Origin of the sequence: Streptomyces coerulescens (assembly GCF_042657965.1) — a bacterium.
GTDB lineage: Bacteria > Actinomycetota > Actinomycetes > Streptomycetales > Streptomycetaceae > Streptomyces > Streptomyces coerulescens.
Genome location: NZ_JBHSKM010000016.1, coordinates 153,523 through 172,755 on the forward strand (window position 1 = coordinate 153,523; position 19,233 = coordinate 172,755).

The window sequence follows — 19,233 nt, forward strand, 5'->3', positions numbered from 1 at the left end:
GTGGCCCGGAGGCACACAGCGTCGATGGCCCGACAGCCCCGTTCAACAGCGCGAACGAAGTCCTAACAGTCCCTTAGGACGGAGACCACGCGCCGTACCATCCCCGCGCCGTCAGCATCTGCGGCCGGCACGCAGTTCGAGCCGCTCGCCCGGGAACTGCTCGCGGAAGCCGCGGTCGTGGGAGACCGCCACGACCGCTCCCGGGTAGGCCGCGAGCGCCGCTTCCAGATCCTCGACGAGGTCGAGCGCGAGGTGATTCGTCGGCTCGTCCAGTACGAGGAGTTCCGCGGGACGGGTCACCAGGGTGGCGATCTGAAGCCTCCGCTGCTGCCCCGCGGACAGTGCCGCGACCGGGACACGCAGGTCCTCCTCACGGAACAGGCCCAGCGTCAGAAGCTGCTCGGCGTACTCGTCCGGCAGCCCGGGCCGTCCGGCCGCGAAGGCGGTGAGCAACGGCAGCCGCGTGGTGCGGGCCGGGAGCTCCTGGGCCAGGTACCCGATCCGGGCGGGGCGGCACACCTGGCCGGCATCCGGTTCGAGGTCACCGGCCAGGACGCGCAGCAGTGTCGTCTTGCCGGCCCCGTTCTCGCCCGTGACCAGCAGCCGCTGACCGGGTGCGACGGTCAGCGTGCCGTCCAGGCGCAGCCGGATGCCGACTTCCACGCAGGTGAGCTGGGCGAGCGGGCGATCACGGTCATGGAGGCGGTCGTGGGTGTCGTCGTGCCTGCCATCGTCGATCTTGCGGTCGGCCGAATGCCCGTCGCCCGCCGCCGCTGACAGCGCCGCTGTGAACCGCAGTGGCTGCGGCGGTGCCGGCACCGGATGGCGTCGCAGGTGGGCCAGCCGTTCGCGGGCCGCGCGCACCTGTCCGCCGAGCTTCGCCTCGTGCGAGCGGCGGTGCTTCCCGAAGCCCTGCCGCGGGTCCTTGCCGGTGCCCACCAGGCGTTTCCCGGCGGCGGCGAGGAGCTCCTCGACACGGGCCACGTCCTCGGCCCACTCGATGTGATCCTGCTCCGCGCGCCGCCGCGCTGCCGCCTTCGCGGCGCGATATCCGGCCCAGCCGTCGCCGTGACGATGCACGGTGTGCGTGTCCCGGTCCACCTCCAGGATCGTGGTGGCGACGCGCTCCAGGAAGCCACGGTCATGGGTGACGGCGACCACGGTGCCGCGGTGCGTGCGCAGGTGCTCCTCCAGCCAGTGGACGGCCGCCGCGTCGAGATGGTTGGTCGGTTCGTCCAGAAGCAGCAGCTCGGGGGCTGCGGCCAGTACGCACGCCAGCGCGAGCCGGGACTGCTCACCACCGGAGAGCGAACCGAGCGCGCGGTCCCGGGTGATCCCGGCGAGCCCGAGCCCGTGCATGGCCGCCTCGACCCGTACGTCGGCCTCGTACCCGCCGCGTTCCTCGTACGCGATCAGCAGCTCACCGTACGCGGCGAGGTCGTCCTCGGACGCCTCGCCCAGGTCTTCCTCCGCCGCACGCAACCGCCGCTCCAGGTCACGCAGCTCGCCGAGGGCCAGGTCGACGGCGTCCTGCACGGTGCAGTCCGGGTCGAGGTCGAGAGTCTGGGCGAGGTGGCCGATGCCGCCGGGGAAGCTGACGGTGAGCTCCCCGGCGTCCGGCGCCTCGGCCGCGGCGAGCAGCCGCAGCAGGGTCGATTTGCCGGAGCCGTTCTCACCGATGACGGCGGCCTTCTCGCCCGGGCGGACGGTGAGAGTGACCTGGTCGAGAACCATCCGGGTGCCGTAGGACTTGGTGACGTCCTTGACGGACAGCTGGGCCACGGCAGCGGGCATGGATGTGCGGGCGCGTTCGCGCATGTGACTTTCCCCTGGGGTGCGAAGTGTCTACGGGCGGCGGAGACGGCGGCGAGGGCCGTGCCCGGACTCAGGGGAAGTAGTAGAAAGCCACGCGGCCAGCATAACAAAACGGACCGTCTCGTCTCCACTGGGATTTGGGCGGCGTGAAACGAAAGGGCCGGGGGACTTGGCGTAAGAGGCCGGTCTCGGCGGCGTTCCCCTGGGGGCCGGGTCCGGCCAGGCTCCTCTGGTTCAGACCACGAGCCGGGGGAGCCGCCCTTCCGTCAGGACAGGCTGCCGTGTTCGCAGATCAGACGGGCGACCTCACGCAATTTGATGTTGTTCTCCTGCGAGTACCGGCGCAGCACGTCGAATGCCTGCTCCTCGCTGAGATCATGGCTGCCCATGACGATGCCCATGGCCTCCCCGATCATGTGCCGAGTGGCGACGGCGTGCTCCATCTGGGCATGCGTGCGGGCGCTGGAGAAGGCGACCGCGGCATGGGAGGCCAGCAGCCAGCCGGCCAGTTCGCTGGCCTCGGTGAAGGCGCCCGCCTCACCCGAGTAGATGTTCAGCGCACCGAAATCCTCGTCCTCGGTGTACAGCAGGAAGCCCATCATGCTCCCGATGCCGAGCCGACGGGCCTCGGGTGCGTAGGACGGCCAGCGCGGTTGCTCCAGGGTGAAGTCCGGGATACGGAAAACCCGCTCGCCATCTTTCGTGCGGGCGGCGTCGAAGCAGGGCCCCTCACCCAGCTGCTTCTGCAAGTCGTCGCTCTGGACTACCAGCTCATGCGTGGGCGCCAGGGTCTGGACCTGCTTGCCGTGCAGCACCAGGATCCCGGCCGCATCGCACCCCTCCACGAGCTCGATCGCCGAGTCGGTGATCCGTCCCAAGGTGGCATCGACCGACTCCTGAGCCAGCAGATCCCGCGCCATCGACGCCATCTGCTGCGCGAACCGAGCCCAGTCCATCGCGTATGCCACCCTTCGACGTGCCTCGGTCGCCCGTTCACCCAGCATGTCACTCGAACGGCCGTCACGGCACGCGAGCGGCGCTGTCATCGCCCAGCCTGGCAGGGAGTCACATCCAGACGTCCGGCTGGAGGACGAGATGACCACCCTGGACCCGGCACTCAAGGCCGTCACCGACCAGTTGAGGATCATCGGCGACGCGGACGGCGACGGTCGGATAGACATCGAGGAATTCCTGGCAGCCCTCAAGGGCATCGGCATCGACATGGCTCATGCCCGACGGGCGTTCGAGGAAGCCGACAAGGACCGCGACGGGGCCCTCGGGTACGAGGAGGCCGTGACCGCGGCGCGCAGGGCGTTGCAGTAGAGAGCAGCAGCGTACTTCCGTGGACTAGATGGAGTTGGGGCCGTGGCGTTCGCGGAATCGGCCGACCAGGCCGGGGGTCAGGGCGAGGCCGGGCAACGGTCCTGGGCACCGTTGCTGGCGGTCTGCGCCGGCTATTTCATGGTGATCCTGGACGTGACGATCATCAACGTCGCCGTGCCGGTGATCGGTCGCGAACTGTCGGCCTCGCTCACCGGGATCCAGTGGATCACCGATGGCTACACCCTGGTCTTCGCCGGGCTGCTGCTCACAGGCGGCGCACTGGGCGACCGGCTGGGCAACCGCCGGGTCTTCTGCTGGGGCGTGGGGGTGTTCACGCTGTCCTCGGCCGCGTGCGCACTCGCTCCGAACACCCCCGTCCTGGTCACCGCCCGCCTGACGGAAGGGCTCGGCGCGGCACTGATCGTGCCCGGCTCCCTGGCCCTGCTCCAGCAGGCCTACCCGGCACCGTCCGCGCGCGCACGGGCCTTCGGCCTGTGGGGCTCGATGGCGGGCATCGCGGCCTCCGCCGGCCCGCTGCTGGGTGGCCTCCTGGTCTCCACGGTGGGCTGGCGCTGGGTGTTCCTCATCAACCTCCCGGTCGGCGCGGCCTGCCTCGCACTGACGCTGAGACACGTCTCCCGCTCGCCCCGGCGCGCCACCCGGGCCCTCGACTGGCCGGCACAGGTCGCGGTCGTCGCGTCGGTGGCCCTGCTCACGGCGGCGCTCAACGAGGCCGGACGGCGCGGCTGGTCCGACCCGGCCGTACTCGCCGGCCTCGGCCTCGCGGTGCTGGCCGCCGCGGCGTTCGCGGTACGCGAGCGACTCGCCCGCGCCCCCGCCCTCCCCCTGAACCTGCTGCACTCCCGCGCGATGAGCGGCGGCGCCGTCATCGGCCTGCTCTTCAACTTCGGCTTCTACGGCATGGTCTTCACCGCCAGCCTGGACTTCCAGCACCAGCGCGACTACAGCGCCCTCGAAACCGGCCTGGCGCTGTTCCCGGCGGTGGCGATGACGATGTTCGCCTCCGTCCTGTCCGGACGACTGACCCGCCGTACCGGCGACCGTCCACTGGTGGTCTCCGGCATGCTCCTGGCCGGGCTGGGCCTGGCCGGCTGGGCCGCAGCGGGATCCGACCCCGCGTATGCGCTGCTGGTGGCCCCGATGATGGCCGCGGGCTTCGGCACGTCCTTCGCTCTGACCGGTTCGACCGCCACCGTGATGGGCGCGGCGCCCCCGGCCTACTCGGGCACCGCCTCCGCCCTGTTCAACACGACCCGCCAGATCGGCAGCGCCACCGGCGTGGCACTCGGCGGCAGCCTCCTCGCCACGGCCACCGACCACGGCACCGGACTGCGCACGAGCATGGCGATCGGCGCGTTCGCCTACCTCGTCGCCGCCGTCCTCGCCCGGCTGTGTGTGCCGCCGAAGCCTCCAGCAACACAGCCGAGTTGAAGGCGGACGGTGTCGTGGGAATACCCCATACACGGCACACCGCCCGGCCGCCCGGCCGCCCGGAAAACCGGATGCGTCGGTCCGCCACCGTCGCTAACGTACGGGGTGTTCAGGTGCGCAGGCTGCGGCTACTTCGCCTCTCAAGCGGGTGACGCGGGTTCGAATCCCGCCACCGGCATCACCGGCCGGTGTCGTCCAGCGGCCCAGGACGCCTACAGTGCGCCGTCGCCGACCTCGATCTCTGAACACCCGCAACACACACATGACGTCGAACCGGCCGCGAGGCTATACGCTGCGCCCCTGTGACCGGAATCGATCTTGTCAACGGGATAGTCGGCGCCGTCTGCGGCATGGTTCTCGCCATCCTGTTCCAACAGCCCCTCCAGGACGCCTGGTTCAGGCTCCGCCGCCGATTCGCCACGCGAGTACGCAGTCTGACGTACCGTGAGGACGGCGCCCCGCAGTCGACTTGGTCGACCTTCTCGATCGGCCCGCTGCACACCACGGCGCTCATCGTCGAGGGAGACGGTGAGCAGGCCATCGCACCGGAGTCGGTCCAGGTCCGGGTACTGGACGGTGACGCGGTCCTGCCCGAGGAGATGACGTCATGGCGGGCGGAGATCGAGGCGGCGGAGCAGCAGGCCGAGGAGACCGGCACACGCGTGCGCACCTGGAACGGCCCCCGCTACGCCGTCGAGGGCCTGGAGATCTCCCGGACCGCACTGGAGGAGCAGCCGGAGATCGTCCTCCGGCTGCGCCCCACCGACTACTTCACCTTCCTCGCGGCCCAGCAGCTCGATCGCCGTTTCCGCGACGGAACCACCCCGCGCGGACGCTACCTCGACCCCGACCGCCCGCTGGACGCCCCCGCCTTCCTGCAGTGCAGCTTCGGCGTGAACGTGGCCGTGGTCACGGCCGACCATCTGCTCGTCGTCAGCCGACGCGCCCACAACGTCCGCTCCGGGCCCGGCCTGTGGGGCTCCTCGGTGAACGAGGGGCTCTCCCGGCACATCGACTCGGCCGGCCGCAGCGCGCCCGACCTCCACGAGGTCGCACGGCGCGGGATGCGGGAGGAACTCTCCCTGGAGCCGCACGAGTACACGCTCTCCATGCTCGCCTTCGTCCTGGACGTCGAACGGCGCCAGTGGAGCGCCCACTTCATCGCCCACCTGACGAACCTGCGAGGCGAGACGCTGCGCTCCCGCATGTCGCGAGGCGTCGCGGACCGATGGGAGCACCAGAGCATCGAGTACGTTCCGTTCCGCCCGGCGGACGTGGTCCGCTACCTCCTGCGCCCGGACCGCGTCCGCCACTGGGCCGCCGTCAGCCCCGCCCTGTACCACCTGGCCCTGGTCCACACCCACGGCCGCAGCGCCGTGGAACGAGCAGAGGCCCAAATCGTGCGCCGGCTGAACTGACCGTCAGTTCGGCGGTACGACGGTGATGACGACGTTGCCGGTCTTCTGCCCGGTCTCGACGTACCGATAGGCGTCGACGATCTGCTCCAGTGGATAGCGTCGGTCGATGACCGGCCTGAGGCCACCGGCCTTGATCAGCTCCCCGATCTGCCGCACGATCTCCTGATTCTGTTGCGGAAAGGGGAACTTCACCCTCCGCCCGCGGAACACAGCGGTGACGAGCGGCAGGAGCACGTTCTGCCAGCCGGGGCCCAGCTCCGAGGACAGATACAGCCCGCCCGGCTTCAGCAGCCGCCGGCAGCGGCCGAAGGTGCTCTTGCCGACCGCGTCGAACACGGCGTCGTATCGCTGCTCGTCCACGGTGAAGTCCTGTGCGGTGTAGTCGACGAGCCGGTCCGCGCCGAGGCCCTTCACCAGCTCCAGACGGGCGGTGTCACAGACCGCGGTGACGGTGGCTCCGTGATGCTTCAGCAATTGCACGGCCGCCGAGCCGATGCCGCCGGTGGCGCCGTGGACGAGGACGTCCTGCCCGGCGCGCACTCGGGCGACCCGGAGGAACGCCAGGGCGTAGTGCGCTCCCTCGGTACCGGGCGCGGCCTCCTCGAACGTCAGCGCGTCGGGCATCACCGCGATCGCACCGCCCTGCGGGACCGCCAGGTACTCGGCGTGGGCTCCGAACGCGCCCTCGTTGTAGCCGAACACCCGGTCACCGACGCCGAACGAGGTGACGCCGCTGCCGGCCGCTTCCACCACACCCGCGTACTCGGTCCCGAGCACCACGCGCCGCGGCCGGGCCAGGCCGGTGAGCGCGCGCATGAAGAACGGCTTGGCCGCACGGTAGGCACAGTCCGTACGGTTCACCGTGGTCGCGTGCACCCTGACGAGTACGTCGTCCTCGCCCACCGCCGGCCTGTCCACCTCGGCGATCCGAACCACGTCCGGCGGCCCGTACCGGCTGTGCACCGCTGCCTTCATGGGCGAACCGTAGCGGCAACACCCCTGGTTCCACAGCGCTGATGCAGGACGCAACCCCTAGGCGTGGCCCGGAGAGACCCCTGAGCCTGGCCCCTGTCTCTCCCCTGATTCCTCCCCGTCACGCTTGTGACCCCCTCCGACCCCACGCCACGGTTGATCGAAGGAAGCCCCGTGATCCATGGGCGAAGCCTCCGAAAGGAACCGCATGCAACCGCTCTTCAAGGCACTCACAGGAGCGCTGGCCGTGGGCCTCTTAGCCACTGGCGTGCTGATGGGTGGAACACCCGCCTCGGGTGAGCAGGCACAGGAAGCCTCGGCTCCCCTCGCAGCGCGGCCGTCGGCCGCTCCCATCGACTGGAAGCCCTGCACCCAGGACGCCACTGCGGAATGCGGGACCCTCCGGCTGCCGGTCGACCGCGCTCGCCCGGGCGGGGAGACATTCGATCTCGCCGTGGCCCGTCGCAGAGCGGCCGATCCGGATCGCCGGGTGGGAGTGCTGCTGGTCAACCCGGGCGGGCCGGGCGACCCGGGAGTCGACTTCGCCGTACGGCGCGCCCCTTCGCACTTCAGCGCGGACACCCTGGCGAAGTTCGACATCGTCGGATTCGACCCGCGAGGCGTCGGCGGCAGCCGGCCGGTGATGTGCTCCGCCGAGCTGTTGGCGCAACGGCCCTCGCCCTATCCCCGCAACCAAGCGGAGTTCGACCGACTGGCCCAGTACAACCGTGTGTTGCGCGAGGACTGCCGCCGGCACACCGGCCCCGTATTCGACCACGCCGACACCCTGAGCGTCGTCCGGGACATGGACGCCCTCCGACAGGCCCTAGGCGAGCGGAAGATCAGCTACTTCGGGCACTCCTACGGCACGCTGATCGGCCAGCAGTACGCGGAGGAGTACGGCGACCGCATCCGGGCCATGGCCCTCACGGCCAACGTCGACCACAGCCTCGGCACCCGGGAGTTCCTCACGTCCTCGGCGATGGCGGCGGAGGACTCCTTCGAACAGTTCGTGCGGTGGTGCGAGGCCACCAGCACCTGCGCCCTGCACGGCCGGGACGTCACCGCCGTATGGGACGGCGTCCTCGCTCGGGCAGACCGAGGGGAGCTGTACGACCCGGAGCGACCGGAGCGGGCGCTCACCGCGCACGAGATCAGCCTGTACGCCTTCAAGGCCTTCTACGGCCCGGACCGGGACGAGGCCGCCGCGTTCGTGGCGCAGTTGGACAGCCAGCGGCCAGGGGAAGGACGGCAACACCGGCGGTCGGACCGCGAGCCGCTCCGACCAAGCCCGTCCCAGCCCCCTCAGCCGACGGAGGCGGCGCCCTTCCACGCGGTGTTCTGCCAGGACTGGCGCTTGCGGCCGAAGAACTACCGGGAGTACGCCGCCCTCACACAAGCAGAGCTCCGGGCCGCACCCCATATGCGCGGCACCCCTCGCGTCCACGCGGCGGTGGCCGGCTGCGTCGGCTGGCCGGACGAGGTGAACAACCCGCAGCACCGTCTCCGCATCACCGAGGCCCCGAAGATCCTCCTGCTGCATGCGCGACACGACCCGGCGAACCACTTCTCCTGGCCGGCCAACGTGCACCGGCAGACCCGCGGGACGACCGTTCTGCTGCCGTACGAGGGGGCGGGACACAGCGTCTACGGACGCAACGACTGCACACGTGACGCCGTGGACGACTACCTCGCGGAGCTCGACCTCCCGCCCTCCGGCAGCCATTGCTAGCCACGGCGCGCGGCCCCGTCAGCTCCTCGGACGTTCCGGGGCAGTGACGACGGCCGCCAGGTCCGCGCCCGCCCGGAGCAGCGCAACGGTCCGGGCGGCGATGTCATCGAGGCGCTCGCTGAGGACGCGCTGCGTCTGCTCCTGACCGTCGAATCGGTGGAGCGAATCGACGATCTCGCGCACTGCGGGAATGCCGTGTCCGGTGCTGCGCAGGGCCGCGACGATCCGGGCCGCCCGAATGGCCGGAAGCCCGTAGCGGCGCGCTCGCAGGGACGTCACCCGCTCGGGGAGGACAAGTCCCTCCTCTTCCCAGAACCGCAGGGTCGAGGGGCGGACGTCGAGCGCGGTGGCGAGCTGCGTGATGGTCATCGCGTCCGTGTCGTACTCGGTCTCGGGCGTCTCCGCCTCGGCCCGGAGCGACCGCAACGCCTGCTGAGCACGCAGAGCCTCCTCACGCTCGTGCGTGAGCTGTACATGCAGCGCGCTGATCGCCGAGGCGGCCTCGGCGAGCGTCTGCGTGCGCAGCCGGCCGAGCACCTGCCGTGCCGTGACCGGTCCCACGGCGCTGGCGAGCCCGCGATAGGCGTGCAGAGCACGCACATGGACGGACCCATAGGCGCGATACCCGTTGCCCGACCGGGCGGCCGGCGGGATGACCCCCAGCCGCTCCAGGTCGCGGACCTGTTGCACCGAATACCCCGAGGCCCGGGCGACATCGACGGTTCTGAGCGGCGCCGACCGCGCATGTCTCGAAGCGTCACTCATCGGCGAACCCCACAGAAGCACTTGAAGGTGATGCTTGAACCATGAGTATGGAACAGATCATCGCCACCGTGCGCGGCCTCGACGGCGCCCTCGTGCTCACCCCGGGACCGGACGGCGACTTTCCCGAGGTCGCCTGGGGGGACGCGTTCTTCTACTACGCCCCCGACGGCCGTATCCCCCACCACACCCAGCCCTACGGAACGATCGTCACGAAGAACTACCCCGACGACACCGCTTGCGACCTCGACCCTCCCGGCCGCTGGCGCGTGAACATCCACGTCGACCGTGCCACCTTCAAGGAACTCACGGGGGAGGAGCCCCACACCCTCGCCCACCCTCGCGACCACACATCCACCGACACGGTCCTGCCGCACCCGCTCTACGGCACACTCGGCTGGATCTGCGTCGTCAATCCCGGCGAGCGGACGGCGGACACCGTCCTGCAACTCCTCCGGGACGCTCACGACGCGGCTCGTACCCGGGCCACACGGCGACAGGAGCTACGAGGGCCCGACAGCGGTACCGGCCTCACTTCGTGATCCTCGCGCGCAAGAATGCCGCTGCACACCCCTAGGGACCGACCGGACGGTATGCCATCCTTCGGGCAGGACGACGAGTCGGGTGGCTGCCGCACGGGCAGCGCGTCCCGTCGGACTCCGCCGAGCCGTCGGGCACAGCCGTGCCGTCGGCCCGGCGCCGCCGGAGCGCTGCCGGGAAGCCGAGGTTGGGGGAGGACCGCGATGCATCCTGCCGTACGCACACGCGTGACGAACCGCACCGGGCCGACGCCCGTTCCGCGGCCGCGGACACGGCGCATCCGGTCACTGATCGACGCCGACGCGCTGCGTGTCCTGCACCGGGCGGCCCGGATCCTGATGGACGACCTCCCGGAACTGACCGATCGGCTCCTGGCCGTGCTGCGCGAGCAGGAACCGGCGTACCGGACCGCGCTGGAGAACGACCACGCCGGCACCTGGGAGGAGGTGCACCGCTCGCTGCGGCACAGCGTGACCTCGCTGCTCGACCCCCGCAGCACCCGCGAGGCCGCCCACCGCTGCACCTGGAGCATCGGCGTCACCCGGGCCGAGCAGGGGCTGCCGCTGGACGCCCTGCTGCACGCCTTCCGGCTGGGCGGATCCCTCGTCTGGCAGCGACTGGTGGAGGAGACCTCCCGCACGGCGCCCGAGGACATCCGGCTCCTCGTACACGTCGCCATCGACGTGTGGAACTTCGTCGACGAGCACTGCAGCCTCGTCGCGGACGCCTACCGGCAGGCCGAACGGCAACTGGCCTGGCGGCGCGAGAACCGGGTACGGCTGCTCGCCACCGCCCTCCTCGACGGCACGAGCCGGATCGCCGACCTGCCCGAGACCGCCGAGGGACTACGGCTGCCGGAGCACGGACGGTACGTCGTCGTCGCGGTCGAGGTCGCCGGCGCTCGACCGAAGGGCGTCACGGGAGTGCGTTCCGCCCCCGTACCACCAGGCACGAGCGTCTACTGGCACTCGGGAGGGGAAGTGGACTACGGCATCGTCCTGGTCGGCGAAGCGGGGGATGGGGACGACGACCAGGACGACCAGGATCCTGTGGAGGCGCTGGGGCTCTCGGCCGACGATACGGCCGAGGGGCGGATCGGCGTCGGCAGTGCCGTGGCCGGGCTGGCCGCGGTCGGCGACGCCCGGCGCCTGGCCGACCTCGCCCTGAGCATCTGCCCGCCCGAGGGCGGCACGGTCCGGCTCACCGAGCGGCTGCCCGAAGCCCTCGTGATCTCCTGCCCGGAACTGGGCGCCACCCTCACCGAGCAGGTGCTCGGCCCCCTGCTGCGGCTGGAACCCGCCGACCGGGACGTCCTGCTGGACACCCTCGCCGCCTGGTTCGCCTGCGACGGCTCCGCCCAGCGGGCCGGGGAGCGGCTGTACTGCCACCGCAACACCGTCCTGAACCGGCTGCGCCGCTGCGAGCAGCTCACCGGACGCTCCCTGGCACGCCCGGTCGACGTGGTGCAGATCAGCCTCGCCCTGACGGCACGCCGACTGCTGCGCGGCTGACCGTACCGCCACTGCGCGGCGCGGCGACTTGAGAGCGCCGGTGGAACGACGGGTCCCCGCGCACTGCCGGAGGACAGCGCCGTCGGGCTGAGACGCCGAGCCCACTCGCCCCGGCCGACATCGCCGCGCCCCCCTGCCTCCGACCACCGCTTCCGCGTCACCCCTGGGCACCCGCACAACCCCGTCCCACCCGCATTGGGACCGCGCAGCGTCCTCGCCCGAACACCTGTACCGCCCGCCCGTGCCCGTGCTGTCGTGGGCTGCCCTTTCCCCGAAGCCCCCGTGCCCGCCGGCACGGACCCGAGGAGCCGTGATGCCCGAAGCACCACCGGACGAAGAGGCCGCCCTGTACGTCGAGGGCCTCGACGTGACCTACGGCCGCGCCCTGTCCGCCCTTCGTTCCGTGTCCCTGACCGTCCCGCACGGCGCGGTCGTCACCCTGCTCGGCCCCAACGGCGCCGGCAAGACGACCCTGCTGCGGGCGGTGTCGGGCACCCTGCGGCTGCATCGCGGCGCGATCACGGCCGGCCGTATCCGCTACGGCGCCACAGAACTCGACGGACGCGACCCGGTCGCGGCGGTGCGAGCCGGAGTCGTACAAGTCCCGGAGGGACGCCGGGTCTTCGCCGGGCTCACCGTCGACGAGAACCTCCGCACCGGCGGCCTCGGCCTCGGCAGGCGCCGCCCCGCTCAGATCACCGAGGCCCGGGACCGGGTCTTCTCGCTCTTCCCGCGCCTGGCCGAACGCACCGGGCAGGCCGCCGGGCTGCTCTCCGGCGGCGAGCAGCAGATGCTCGCCATCGGCCGCGCCCTGATGGCCGCCCCGCGCCTGCTCCTGCTCGACGAGCCCTCCCTGGGCCTCGCCCCGCAAATGGTCTACCGGATCGCCGAAGTCATCCGCGAGATCAACGCCCAGGGCACCGCCGTCCTCCTGGTCGAGCAGAACGCGGGCATGGCGCTGTCCCTCGCCGACACCGCTCACGTCCTGGAGGTCGGCGAGGTCCGGCTCTCCGGCCCCGCCGACGAACTCGCCCGCACGGACGCCGTACGGCGCCTGTACCTGGGCGAGACGACCGAGACCACCGAGACGACCGAGGAGACGGAGACGACCGCGACGACCCAGACGACCGAGACCACTGCGACCGCCGAGACCTCAGGGGTCACGCACACGTCCAGGACCACCGGCACTACCGAGGGGCAGGGAGCCGCGTGACCGTCCGCACCACCGCACCGCCCGTACTCTCCGTCACGGACGTGACCGTCCGGTTCGCCGGGCTCACGGCCCTGGACGCCGTGTCCTTCACCGTCGTCCCGGGCACCGTGCACGCGCTCATCGGACCCAACGGCGCGGGCAAGTCCACCTGCTTCAACGTCCTGTCGGGACTGTGCCGCCCAGCGGCGGGCGCCGTACGGCTCGGGGACGCCGAACTGACCCGGCTCGCCCCGCACCGCATCGCCGCACTCGGCGTCGCCCGCACCTTCCAGAACATCGTCACCACCCAGGGCACGGTCGCCGACAACCTCATGCTCGGCCGCCACGCCTTGTCCCGGGCCGGGTTCGCCGCCAGCGCACTGCGGCTGCCGAACGCGCGGCGCGAGCAGCGCGAGCACCTCGCCCGCGCCCACGAGATCGCCGAACTCACCGGTCTGGCACCGCACTTCGTCAGTCCGGTCACCCTGCTCTCCTACGGCGACCGCAAGCGCGTCGAACTCGCCCGCGCCCTGTGCCTGGAGCCCCGCGTCCTGCTGCTGGACGAGCCGGTCGCCGGGATGAACGCGGCCGAACGCGCCCGCACGGTCGAGGTCGTGCACGCCGTACGCGCCGAACTCGGCCTGTCCGTCGTGCTGGTGGAGCACGACATGGGCATCGTGATGCGGCTCGCCGACGAGGTCACCGTCCTCGACTTCGGCCGCGTCATCGCGCACGGCACCCCGGACGAGGTCCGCCGCGACCCCGAGGTGCTGCGCGCCTACCTCGGCACCGGGGCCGACGAGGAGGACGCCGCATGACCACCTTCCTGGACAACGTCTTCAACGGACTCGCCCTCGGCGCGGTCTACGCACTCGTCGCCCTCGGCTTCGTCATCATCTTCAAGGCGTCCGGCGTCATGAACTTCGCGCACGGCTCGCTGCTCCTGCTCGGCGGCTACCTCACCGCCGTACTCCACGACGACCTCGGCTTCGCCGGCGCCCTCGCCGTGTCCGTCCTGGTCACCGCGGCCGTGGCCGGTGCCATGGACCGCTTCCTGCTCCAGGCCGGCGGGGGCGCGGACCCGCACGCCGCCCATGTGCAGACCATCGTCACCATCGGCGTGGACATCGTCATCCTCACCGACCTGTCGCGGCGCATCGGCGGCGATCTGCTCTCGCTCGGAGACCCCTGGGGCGACTCGGTGAGCGGGCTGGGCCCGGTGACCGTCGCCGACAGCCGGATCGCGGCGATCGTGGTGTCCACCGCCGTGATCGCCGGCGTCTTCGCCCTGTTCCGGTACACGAGTTGGGGCCTGTCGCTGCGTGCCTCGGCCGAGGACGTGGAAGCAGCCGCACTCATGGGTGTACGGCTGGTGCGGGTGCGCACCCTCGCCTGGTGTCTGGCCGGTGCCTTGGCGGCCCTGGCGGCGGTGTTCCTCGCCGCGTTCCCCGCGCCAGGCCTGGAACGTACGACGGGACAGATCGCCCTGAAGGCGTTCCCGGCGGCGATCCTCGGAGGAATGGCCTCACCGCCCGGCGCGCTCGCGGGCAGCCTGCTGATCGGCCTGACCGAGGCACTCGTCGCGGGCTACCAGTCCGATCTGCATGTCCTGGGCGAGGGGTTCGGCGATGTAGCGCCCTACGCGGTGATGGTCCTGGTGCTGCTGGTGCGGCCCACCGGGCTGTTCGGCGGAAAGGCGGCGGTCCGTGTCTGAGCGACTCTCCCGCGCCCACGCCGTCCGCCTGGGCCGGACCCTCGCAGCCGTCGCCGTCCTGTGCGCGCTGCCCTTCTACCTCGACGCGTTCTGGCTGCGCATCGGCCTGTTCTCGATGGCGGCGGCCATCGGCGCGGTGGGCCTCGGCCTGCTGTCCGGCACCGCCGGCCAACTCTCCCTCGGCCACGCCTTCTTCCTGGCCGTGGGCGCCTACGGCTACGTATGGCTGTCCGGTGAGCCCGGCCCCGGGCTGCCGACCGCCGTCGCCGCCGTACTCGCGGTGCTGCTCGCCGGGGCGGCCGGCGGGCTGTTCAGCCCCGTCGCCGGCCGGGTGCGCGGCATCTACCTCGGTGTCGCCACCCTCGCCCTGGTCTTCCTCGGGCACCACGTCCTGCTCACCGCGGACTCCGTCACCGGCGGCTTCAACGGCCGCTCGGTCCCCCCGCTGGAAGTGGGCGGCTTCTCCTTCTCCGCCGACTCCGAACTGAGCCTGCTGGGCGTTCCGTTCGGCGCCGAGGAACGCCTGTGGTACCTGGGGCTCGCGCTGTTCGCGGTCACCTGGTTCACCGCCCGAGGACTGCTCCGCGGGCGACCCGGACGGGCCCTGGTGGCGCTGCGTGACAGCGAGACCGCGGCCGCGGTGATGGGCGTCGACGTCGCCCGCTACCGCTCGGCTGCCTTCGTGGTCTCGTCGATGTACGCGGGCCTGGCCGGCGTACTGCTCGCCCTCTCCTTCCGCCGCGTGGTGCCCGACTACTTCGGCCTCGTCCTGTCCGTCGACTACCTCGCCATGATCGTCATCGGCGGACTCGGATCGGTGGCCGGAGCCACCGTCGGCGCCGTCTTCGTCACGGCGCTGCCCCTGCTGATGACCCGTTACGCCGACCAACTCCCGCTGGTGGCCGCCCCGGGCAGCACCGACGGCACGGTCGGCCCCACCGAGGCGGCCCGCTACCTCTACGGAGCGTCGATCGTCCTGATCCTGCTCTTCGCCCCCGACGGCCTGCACGGCCTGGTCCGGCGTCTGCGCACCCGTCTGCGCCGCCCCCGGAAGGCACTGCCACCACCCCCGAACGCCACCTCCCCGTCTCAACCCACCGCGCCAGCCGTACGAGCCAAGGAGCACACCCCGTGAAGCCCTCGCACGACCACACGCACCGCGCCGCGCCGCGCACCAGGACGCTCATGGCCGCGGCCCTCGCCGCCCTCCTGCTCGCCGGCACCGGATGCAGCTCCAAGGCCAACTCCTCCGACAGCGCGGGCGACGGCGCCGACGGCGTCAGGACCGGGCCCGGAGTGACCGACAAGACCATCAAGCTCGGCGCCCTCACGGACCTCACCGGCCCGTACGCGACCCTCGGCAAGAGCATCGTGCAGGCACAGCAGATGTGGGCCGACGAGGTCAACGCCGACGGCGGCATATGCGACCGGCGCGTGGAGATCGTCGTCAAGGACCACGGCTACGACGTCCAGAAGGCCGTCACCGCCTACGCCGACATCTCCGCGGACGTCGTGGCGCTGCCCCAGGTCATCGGATCGCCGGTGATGGCGGCCCTGCTCGACGACATCGACCGGGACAAGCTGCTGACCTTCCCCCAGGCCTGGGCCGCCTCCCTGCTGGACCGGGACGCCGTGCAGGTCCTGGGCACCACCTACGACATCGACATGATCGCCGCCGTCGACTTCCTCACCCGCACCAAGGGCCTGGCGAAGGGCGACACGATCGGCCACGTCTACTTCGAGGGCGACTACGGCGCGACCGCGCTGGAAGGCTCGCAGTGGGCCGCGAAGAAGGCGGGCCTGAAGGTCGTCGGCCAGAAGATCAAGGCCACCGACACCGATCTGTCCGCGCAGGTCTCCGCGCTGCGCAAGGAGGGGGTCAAGGCGATCCTGATCAGCGCCGGACCGGCCCAGACCGCCTCACTCGTCGGCGTCGCCGCCTCCCGCGGTCTGAAGGTGCCCGTCGTCAGCAGCGCCCCGGGCTACGCCCCACAGCTGATGAAGACACCGGCCGCGCCCGCCCTCACCGCCATGCTGAACATCGTCAGCTCCGCCCCGGCCACCAGTTCCGATCTGGCCGGCGTGCAGAAGATGGTGGCCGAGTACAAGAAGAAGTACCCGGACGCCTTGGTCGACGCCGGAGTGCTCTCCGGCTACAACGCCGCCCGGATCATGGGCGCCGACCTGAAGAAGGCCTGCGAGAGCGGCAGTCTCGCCCGCGAGGACGTGGTCAAGGCGCACCGCGCCCAGTCCAATGTCGACGTCGGCCTCGGCACCGCGCAGGACTTCTCCGACAAGGGGCAGCCGGCCAGCACCTCCACCTACGTGCACAAGCCGGACGCCAAGGCGGTCGGCGCCGCGGTGAACGTGGAGGAGGCGCACACCGCGCCCGGTGTCGAGGAGTACCTCCGCTCCCGGAGCTCGTGACTCCCTGACGAGCGGGGTCGGGACCGGGTGCGGCCCCGACCCCGCTCCGGCATGTCCTACTCCTGGTCGACGTCGGCGGGGACGAGGGAGCGGGCGGCGGCGAAGATCCGCGCGCAGCGTCGCGTCATGGCCTCGGGCGACTGGTCGGGGTGGTTGATCCACCAGCGGACCAGGGCGGTGCACAGGCCGCGCCAGGCGTACTTGAGGGCGTCGGCGTCGAGCGGGTCGCCGACTCCGGCCGACCGCAGGACATCGGCGGTGCCGCTCGCGGCGAGGTCGTCGATGGCGGTGCGGTAGTGCGCGGCGCGGTGGGCGGCCTCGCTGTCGGGCGGCAGTGTGGCGTCGTAGAGCACGAACCAGGCTTCGCGCTGCCCCTCCAGGGCGGTGAACAGGGCGTCCAGCACCCGCAGGGAGGTGGGCGGCGCAGCCGCGTCCCGTTCGTCCATCGCGGTGCGGACCGCGTCCAGCAGGCGGTCGCCGACCGGGTCGAGGCACGCGAGGTAGAGGTCCTGCTTGCTGCCGAAGTACTGGTGCAGCAGCGGCTTGGTGACACCCACGCGCGTGGCGATGGCGGCCACCGTCGTCGCCTCGTAGCCGTGGCGGCCGAACTCCTCGGTGGCCGCGGCCAGAACCTGCTGTTCCCGGGCGGCCCTCGGCACGCCCTTGGTGCCGGCCTTGGAGGGGTGCGTTGTCATGGGCCCGATCTTACCCTACGGTAATTTACCGAAGGGTAAATTCCTTGGACCCGCTGGGAGCACACTCATGCCCGTCACCGCGACCGCGATCGACCCCGGCACTTCCCGCCCCCGCTCCTGGTGGGGCTGGGGCTACACCGACGCCCACCCCGACGACGCCGAGTGCGTCGAGATGGGCGCCCTGCTGCCGGGGACTCTCGCCCGCCCGCTGCCGATACCGCGGGTCGCCGACCTCTCCATCGGCCGTCCCGGCGTGACGCCCCCGCCCTCGCTCGCTCACCTTGTCACCGCCGACCCCGAGGCGCGCGCGTCCCACGCCATGGGCAAGGCCTACCGCGACGTCATCCGCGCCCTGCGTGGCCGGCCCGGCCGGATCCCCGACCTGGTCGCCCGCCCGACGGCCGACCAGGAGGTGGCCGACCTGCTGGACTGGGCCGGCGAACATGCCGTGGCCGTCGTCCCCTTCGGCGGCGGATCGTCGGTCGTCGGCGGAGTGGAGTACCGCGGGGACGCCCACCGCGCGGTGCTGTCCCTCGACCTGACCTCGATGGACCGGGTCCTGGAGATCGACACCGTCGGCCGCTCCGCCCTCATCCAGGCCGGAGCCCTCGGTCCCGTACTGGAAGGACAGCTGCGCCCGCACGGCCTGACCCTGCGCCACTTCCCGCAGAGCTTCGAGTTCTCCACCCTCGGCGGCTGGCTGGCCACCCGGGCCGGCGGCCACTACGCCACCGTCCACACCCACATCGACGACTTCGCGCAGTCCCTGCGCGTCGTCACCCCCGCCGGCGCCGGCACGTCCTGGCGGCTGCCCGGATCCGGTGCCGGACCGTCACCCGACCGGCTGTTCCTGGGATCCGAGGGCACGCTCGGCGTCATCACCGAGGCGTGGATGCGCCTTCAGGAACGCCCCCGGCACAAGACCTCCGCATCCCTCGCCTTCACCGACTTCCGCCGCGCGCTCGACGCCGTACGTGCCCTCGCCCAGTCCGACCTCGCCCCCGCCAACTGCCGGCTGCTCGACCCCGGCGAGGCACTGCTGTCCGGCGCCTCGCACGACGGCTCCTCCGTCCTGGTCCTCGGCTTCGAATCCGCGACCGCCCCGGTCGACGACCGCCTCGCGGTCGCCCTGGACCTGGCCCGTGCCCACGGTGGCATCGGCGAGGCACCGCAGGCGGACCGCGGCACTCCGGCCGACGAGGCCGTGGGCGCCTGGCGCTCGGCGTTCCTGCGCATGCCCTATCTGCGCGACGGTCTGGCCCGTATGGGCGCCGTCGTCGAGACCTTCGAGACGGCCGCCACCTGGGACCGGATCCCCGCCCTGATCGACGCGGTCCGCGCCGAGGTCGGGGCCGCCGCCCTCAAGGCCACCGGGCACGAGGCCACCGTCAACTGCCGCCTGACCCACGTCTACCCCGACGGCGCCGCCCCCTACTTCACCGTGGCCGTCGCCGGCCGCCCCGGTGACGAGGTCGCCGTCTGGGACGACATCAAGGCCGCCGCGACCGACGTCCTGCACCGCCACCGCGCCACCATCACCCACCACCACGCCGTCGGCCGCGACCACCGCCCCGGCTACGACCTCCAGCGACCGGCCCCCTTCGCCCTCGCCCTGCGCGCCACCAAGAGCGCCCTGGACCCGCACGGGATCCTCAATCCGGGGGTTCTGCTGGACTGACG

17 protein-coding genes are annotated in these 19,233 nt (G+C 71.7%); 12 read left to right on the forward strand and 5 right to left on the reverse strand.

Annotation, left to right across the window (positions count from 1 at the left end; genetic code table 11):
- Nucleotides 1-111: 111 nt before the first annotated feature.
- The gene (abc-f, locus tag ACFPQ9_RS22180) at nt 112-1,818 is read right to left on the reverse strand and encodes a ribosomal protection-like ABC-F family protein (RefSeq protein WP_380855768.1); all 1,707 of its coding nucleotides are present in this window, start codon (nt 1,816-1,818) and stop codon (nt 112-114) included.
- 263 nt (nt 1,819-2,081) lie between these two features.
- Complete coding sequence (locus ACFPQ9_RS22185) at nt 2,082-2,771, reverse strand: GAF and ANTAR domain-containing protein (protein ID WP_380855771.1); 690 nt, start codon at nt 2,769-2,771, stop codon at nt 2,082-2,084.
- Between the two features lie 139 nt (nt 2,772-2,910).
- Here ACFPQ9_RS22185 and ACFPQ9_RS22190 point away from each other — a divergent pair, with 139 nt between their 5' ends.
- The 3 genes from ACFPQ9_RS22190 to ACFPQ9_RS22200 all read left to right on the forward strand — a co-directional run bounded on the left by ACFPQ9_RS22190 (nt 2,911) and on the right by ACFPQ9_RS22200 (nt 6,008).
- The gene (locus tag ACFPQ9_RS22190) at nt 2,911-3,138 is read left to right on the forward strand and encodes an EF-hand domain-containing protein (protein WP_380855774.1); all 228 of its coding nucleotides are present in this window, start codon (nt 2,911-2,913) and stop codon (nt 3,136-3,138) included.
- A gap of 42 nt (nt 3,139-3,180) precedes the next feature.
- Nucleotides 3,181-4,590 (forward strand): MFS transporter, encoded by a 1,410-nt coding sequence (locus tag ACFPQ9_RS22195; RefSeq protein WP_380855777.1) that lies wholly within the window; start codon nt 3,181-3,183, stop codon nt 4,588-4,590.
- A 302-nt stretch (nt 4,591-4,892) separates the two neighbouring features.
- Nucleotides 4,893-6,008, forward strand: a complete 1,116-nt coding sequence (locus tag ACFPQ9_RS22200; protein WP_380855780.1) for a hypothetical protein — start codon at nt 4,893-4,895, stop codon at nt 6,006-6,008.
- Nucleotides 6,009-6,011: 3 nt separating this feature from the next.
- On the opposite strand, the gene ACFPQ9_RS22205 is transcribed toward ACFPQ9_RS22200, so the two are convergent.
- Nucleotides 6,012-6,983 carry an NAD(P)-dependent alcohol dehydrogenase gene (locus ACFPQ9_RS22205; protein ID WP_380855783.1) on the reverse strand — a complete coding sequence of 324 codons (972 nt, stop codon included), beginning with the start codon at nt 6,981-6,983 and terminating at the stop codon, nt 6,012-6,014.
- A 451-nt stretch (nt 6,984-7,434) separates the two neighbouring features.
- Between ACFPQ9_RS22205 and ACFPQ9_RS22210 the strand changes: the two genes are divergently transcribed.
- Entirely contained in the window at nt 7,435-8,712 is a 1,278-nt protein-coding gene (locus ACFPQ9_RS22210; protein ID WP_380855786.1) for an alpha/beta fold hydrolase, read from the forward strand.
- An 18-nt stretch (nt 8,713-8,730) separates the two neighbouring features.
- Here ACFPQ9_RS22210 and ACFPQ9_RS22215 read toward each other — a convergent pair whose 3' ends face one another.
- Nucleotides 8,731-9,477: a MerR family transcriptional regulator gene (locus tag ACFPQ9_RS22215; RefSeq protein WP_380855789.1), complete on the reverse strand. Its 747-nt coding sequence runs from the start codon at nt 9,475-9,477 to the stop codon at nt 8,731-8,733.
- A gap of 47 nt (nt 9,478-9,524) precedes the next feature.
- Here ACFPQ9_RS22215 and ACFPQ9_RS22220 point away from each other — a divergent pair, with 47 nt between their 5' ends.
- The 7 genes from ACFPQ9_RS22220 (at nt 9,525) to ACFPQ9_RS22250 (ending at nt 16,858) form a co-directional block, all read left to right on the forward strand.
- The gene (locus ACFPQ9_RS22220; protein ID WP_380856274.1) at nt 9,525-10,016 is read left to right on the forward strand and encodes a DUF6194 family protein; all 492 of its coding nucleotides are present in this window, start codon (nt 9,525-9,527) and stop codon (nt 10,014-10,016) included.
- 201 nt (nt 10,017-10,217) lie between these two features.
- Nucleotides 10,218-11,525, forward strand: coding sequence for an RsbRD N-terminal domain-containing protein (locus tag ACFPQ9_RS22225; protein ID WP_380855792.1), 1,308 nt, complete (start codon nt 10,218-10,220; stop codon nt 11,523-11,525).
- Between the two features lie 313 nt (nt 11,526-11,838).
- The gene (locus ACFPQ9_RS22230) at nt 11,839-12,738 is read left to right on the forward strand and encodes an ABC transporter ATP-binding protein (RefSeq protein WP_380855795.1); all 900 of its coding nucleotides are present in this window, start codon (nt 11,839-11,841) and stop codon (nt 12,736-12,738) included.
- Entirely contained in the window at nt 12,735-13,535 is an 801-nt protein-coding gene (locus ACFPQ9_RS22235; RefSeq protein ID WP_380855798.1) for an ABC transporter ATP-binding protein, read from the forward strand. The genes ACFPQ9_RS22230 and ACFPQ9_RS22235 overlap by 4 nt, the downstream gene beginning before the upstream one ends.
- Nucleotides 13,532-14,431 carry a branched-chain amino acid ABC transporter permease gene (locus tag ACFPQ9_RS22240; RefSeq protein WP_380855801.1) on the forward strand — a complete coding sequence of 300 codons (900 nt, stop codon included), beginning with the start codon at nt 13,532-13,534 and terminating at the stop codon, nt 14,429-14,431. Before ACFPQ9_RS22235 ends, ACFPQ9_RS22240 begins: the two co-directional genes overlap by 4 nt.
- Entirely contained in the window at nt 14,424-15,566 is a 1,143-nt protein-coding gene (locus ACFPQ9_RS22245) for a branched-chain amino acid ABC transporter permease (protein WP_380855804.1), read from the forward strand. Before ACFPQ9_RS22240 ends, ACFPQ9_RS22245 begins: the two co-directional genes overlap by 8 nt.
- A 50-nt stretch (nt 15,567-15,616) precedes the next feature.
- Complete coding sequence (locus ACFPQ9_RS22250) at nt 15,617-16,858, forward strand: ABC transporter substrate-binding protein (RefSeq protein ID WP_380856277.1); 1,242 nt, start codon at nt 15,617-15,619, stop codon at nt 16,856-16,858.
- Between the two features lie 56 nt (nt 16,859-16,914).
- Here the strand turns inward: ACFPQ9_RS22250 and ACFPQ9_RS22255 are convergent, their stop codons facing one another.
- Entirely contained in the window at nt 16,915-17,553 is a 639-nt protein-coding gene (locus ACFPQ9_RS22255; protein WP_380855807.1) for a TetR/AcrR family transcriptional regulator, read from the reverse strand.
- A gap of 67 nt (nt 17,554-17,620) precedes the next feature.
- Here ACFPQ9_RS22255 and ACFPQ9_RS22260 point away from each other — a divergent pair, with 67 nt between their 5' ends.
- Nucleotides 17,621-19,231 (forward strand): FAD-binding oxidoreductase, encoded by a 1,611-nt coding sequence (locus ACFPQ9_RS22260; protein ID WP_380855810.1) that lies wholly within the window; start codon nt 17,621-17,623, stop codon nt 19,229-19,231.
- Nucleotides 19,232-19,233: the final 2 nt, after the last annotated feature.

Excerpts from the sequence above, each read along its gene's own strand:
- ACFPQ9_RS22255 (WP_380855807.1), bottom strand. The coding sequence starts at position 17,553 with ATGACAACGCACCCCTCCAAGGCCGGCACCAAGGGCGTGCCGAGGGCC.
- ACFPQ9_RS22260 (WP_380855810.1), top strand. The coding sequence starts at position 17,621 with ATGCCCGTCACCGCGACCGCGATCGACCCCGGCACTTCCCGCCCCCGC.
- ACFPQ9_RS22220 (WP_380856274.1), top strand. The coding sequence starts at position 9,525 with ATGGAACAGATCATCGCCACCGTGCGCGGCCTCGACGGCGCCCTCGTG.
- abc-f (WP_380855768.1), bottom strand. The coding sequence starts at position 1,818 with ATGCGCGAACGCGCCCGCACATCCATGCCCGCTGCCGTGGCCCAGCTG.
- ACFPQ9_RS22215 (WP_380855789.1), bottom strand. The coding sequence starts at position 9,477 with ATGAGTGACGCTTCGAGACATGCGCGGTCGGCGCCGCTCAGAACCGTC.
- ACFPQ9_RS22240 (WP_380855801.1), top strand. The coding sequence starts at position 13,532 with ATGACCACCTTCCTGGACAACGTCTTCAACGGACTCGCCCTCGGCGCG.
- ACFPQ9_RS22225 (WP_380855792.1), top strand. The coding sequence starts at position 10,218 with ATGCATCCTGCCGTACGCACACGCGTGACGAACCGCACCGGGCCGACG.
- ACFPQ9_RS22205 (WP_380855783.1), bottom strand. The coding sequence starts at position 6,983 with ATGAAGGCAGCGGTGCACAGCCGGTACGGGCCGCCGGACGTGGTTCGG.
- ACFPQ9_RS22230 (WP_380855795.1), top strand. The coding sequence starts at position 11,839 with ATGCCCGAAGCACCACCGGACGAAGAGGCCGCCCTGTACGTCGAGGGC.
- ACFPQ9_RS22190 (WP_380855774.1), top strand. The coding sequence starts at position 2,911 with ATGACCACCCTGGACCCGGCACTCAAGGCCGTCACCGACCAGTTGAGG.
- ACFPQ9_RS22250 (WP_380856277.1), top strand. The coding sequence starts at position 15,617 with ATGGCCGCGGCCCTCGCCGCCCTCCTGCTCGCCGGCACCGGATGCAGC.
- ACFPQ9_RS22185 (WP_380855771.1), bottom strand. The coding sequence starts at position 2,771 with ATGGACTGGGCTCGGTTCGCGCAGCAGATGGCGTCGATGGCGCGGGAT.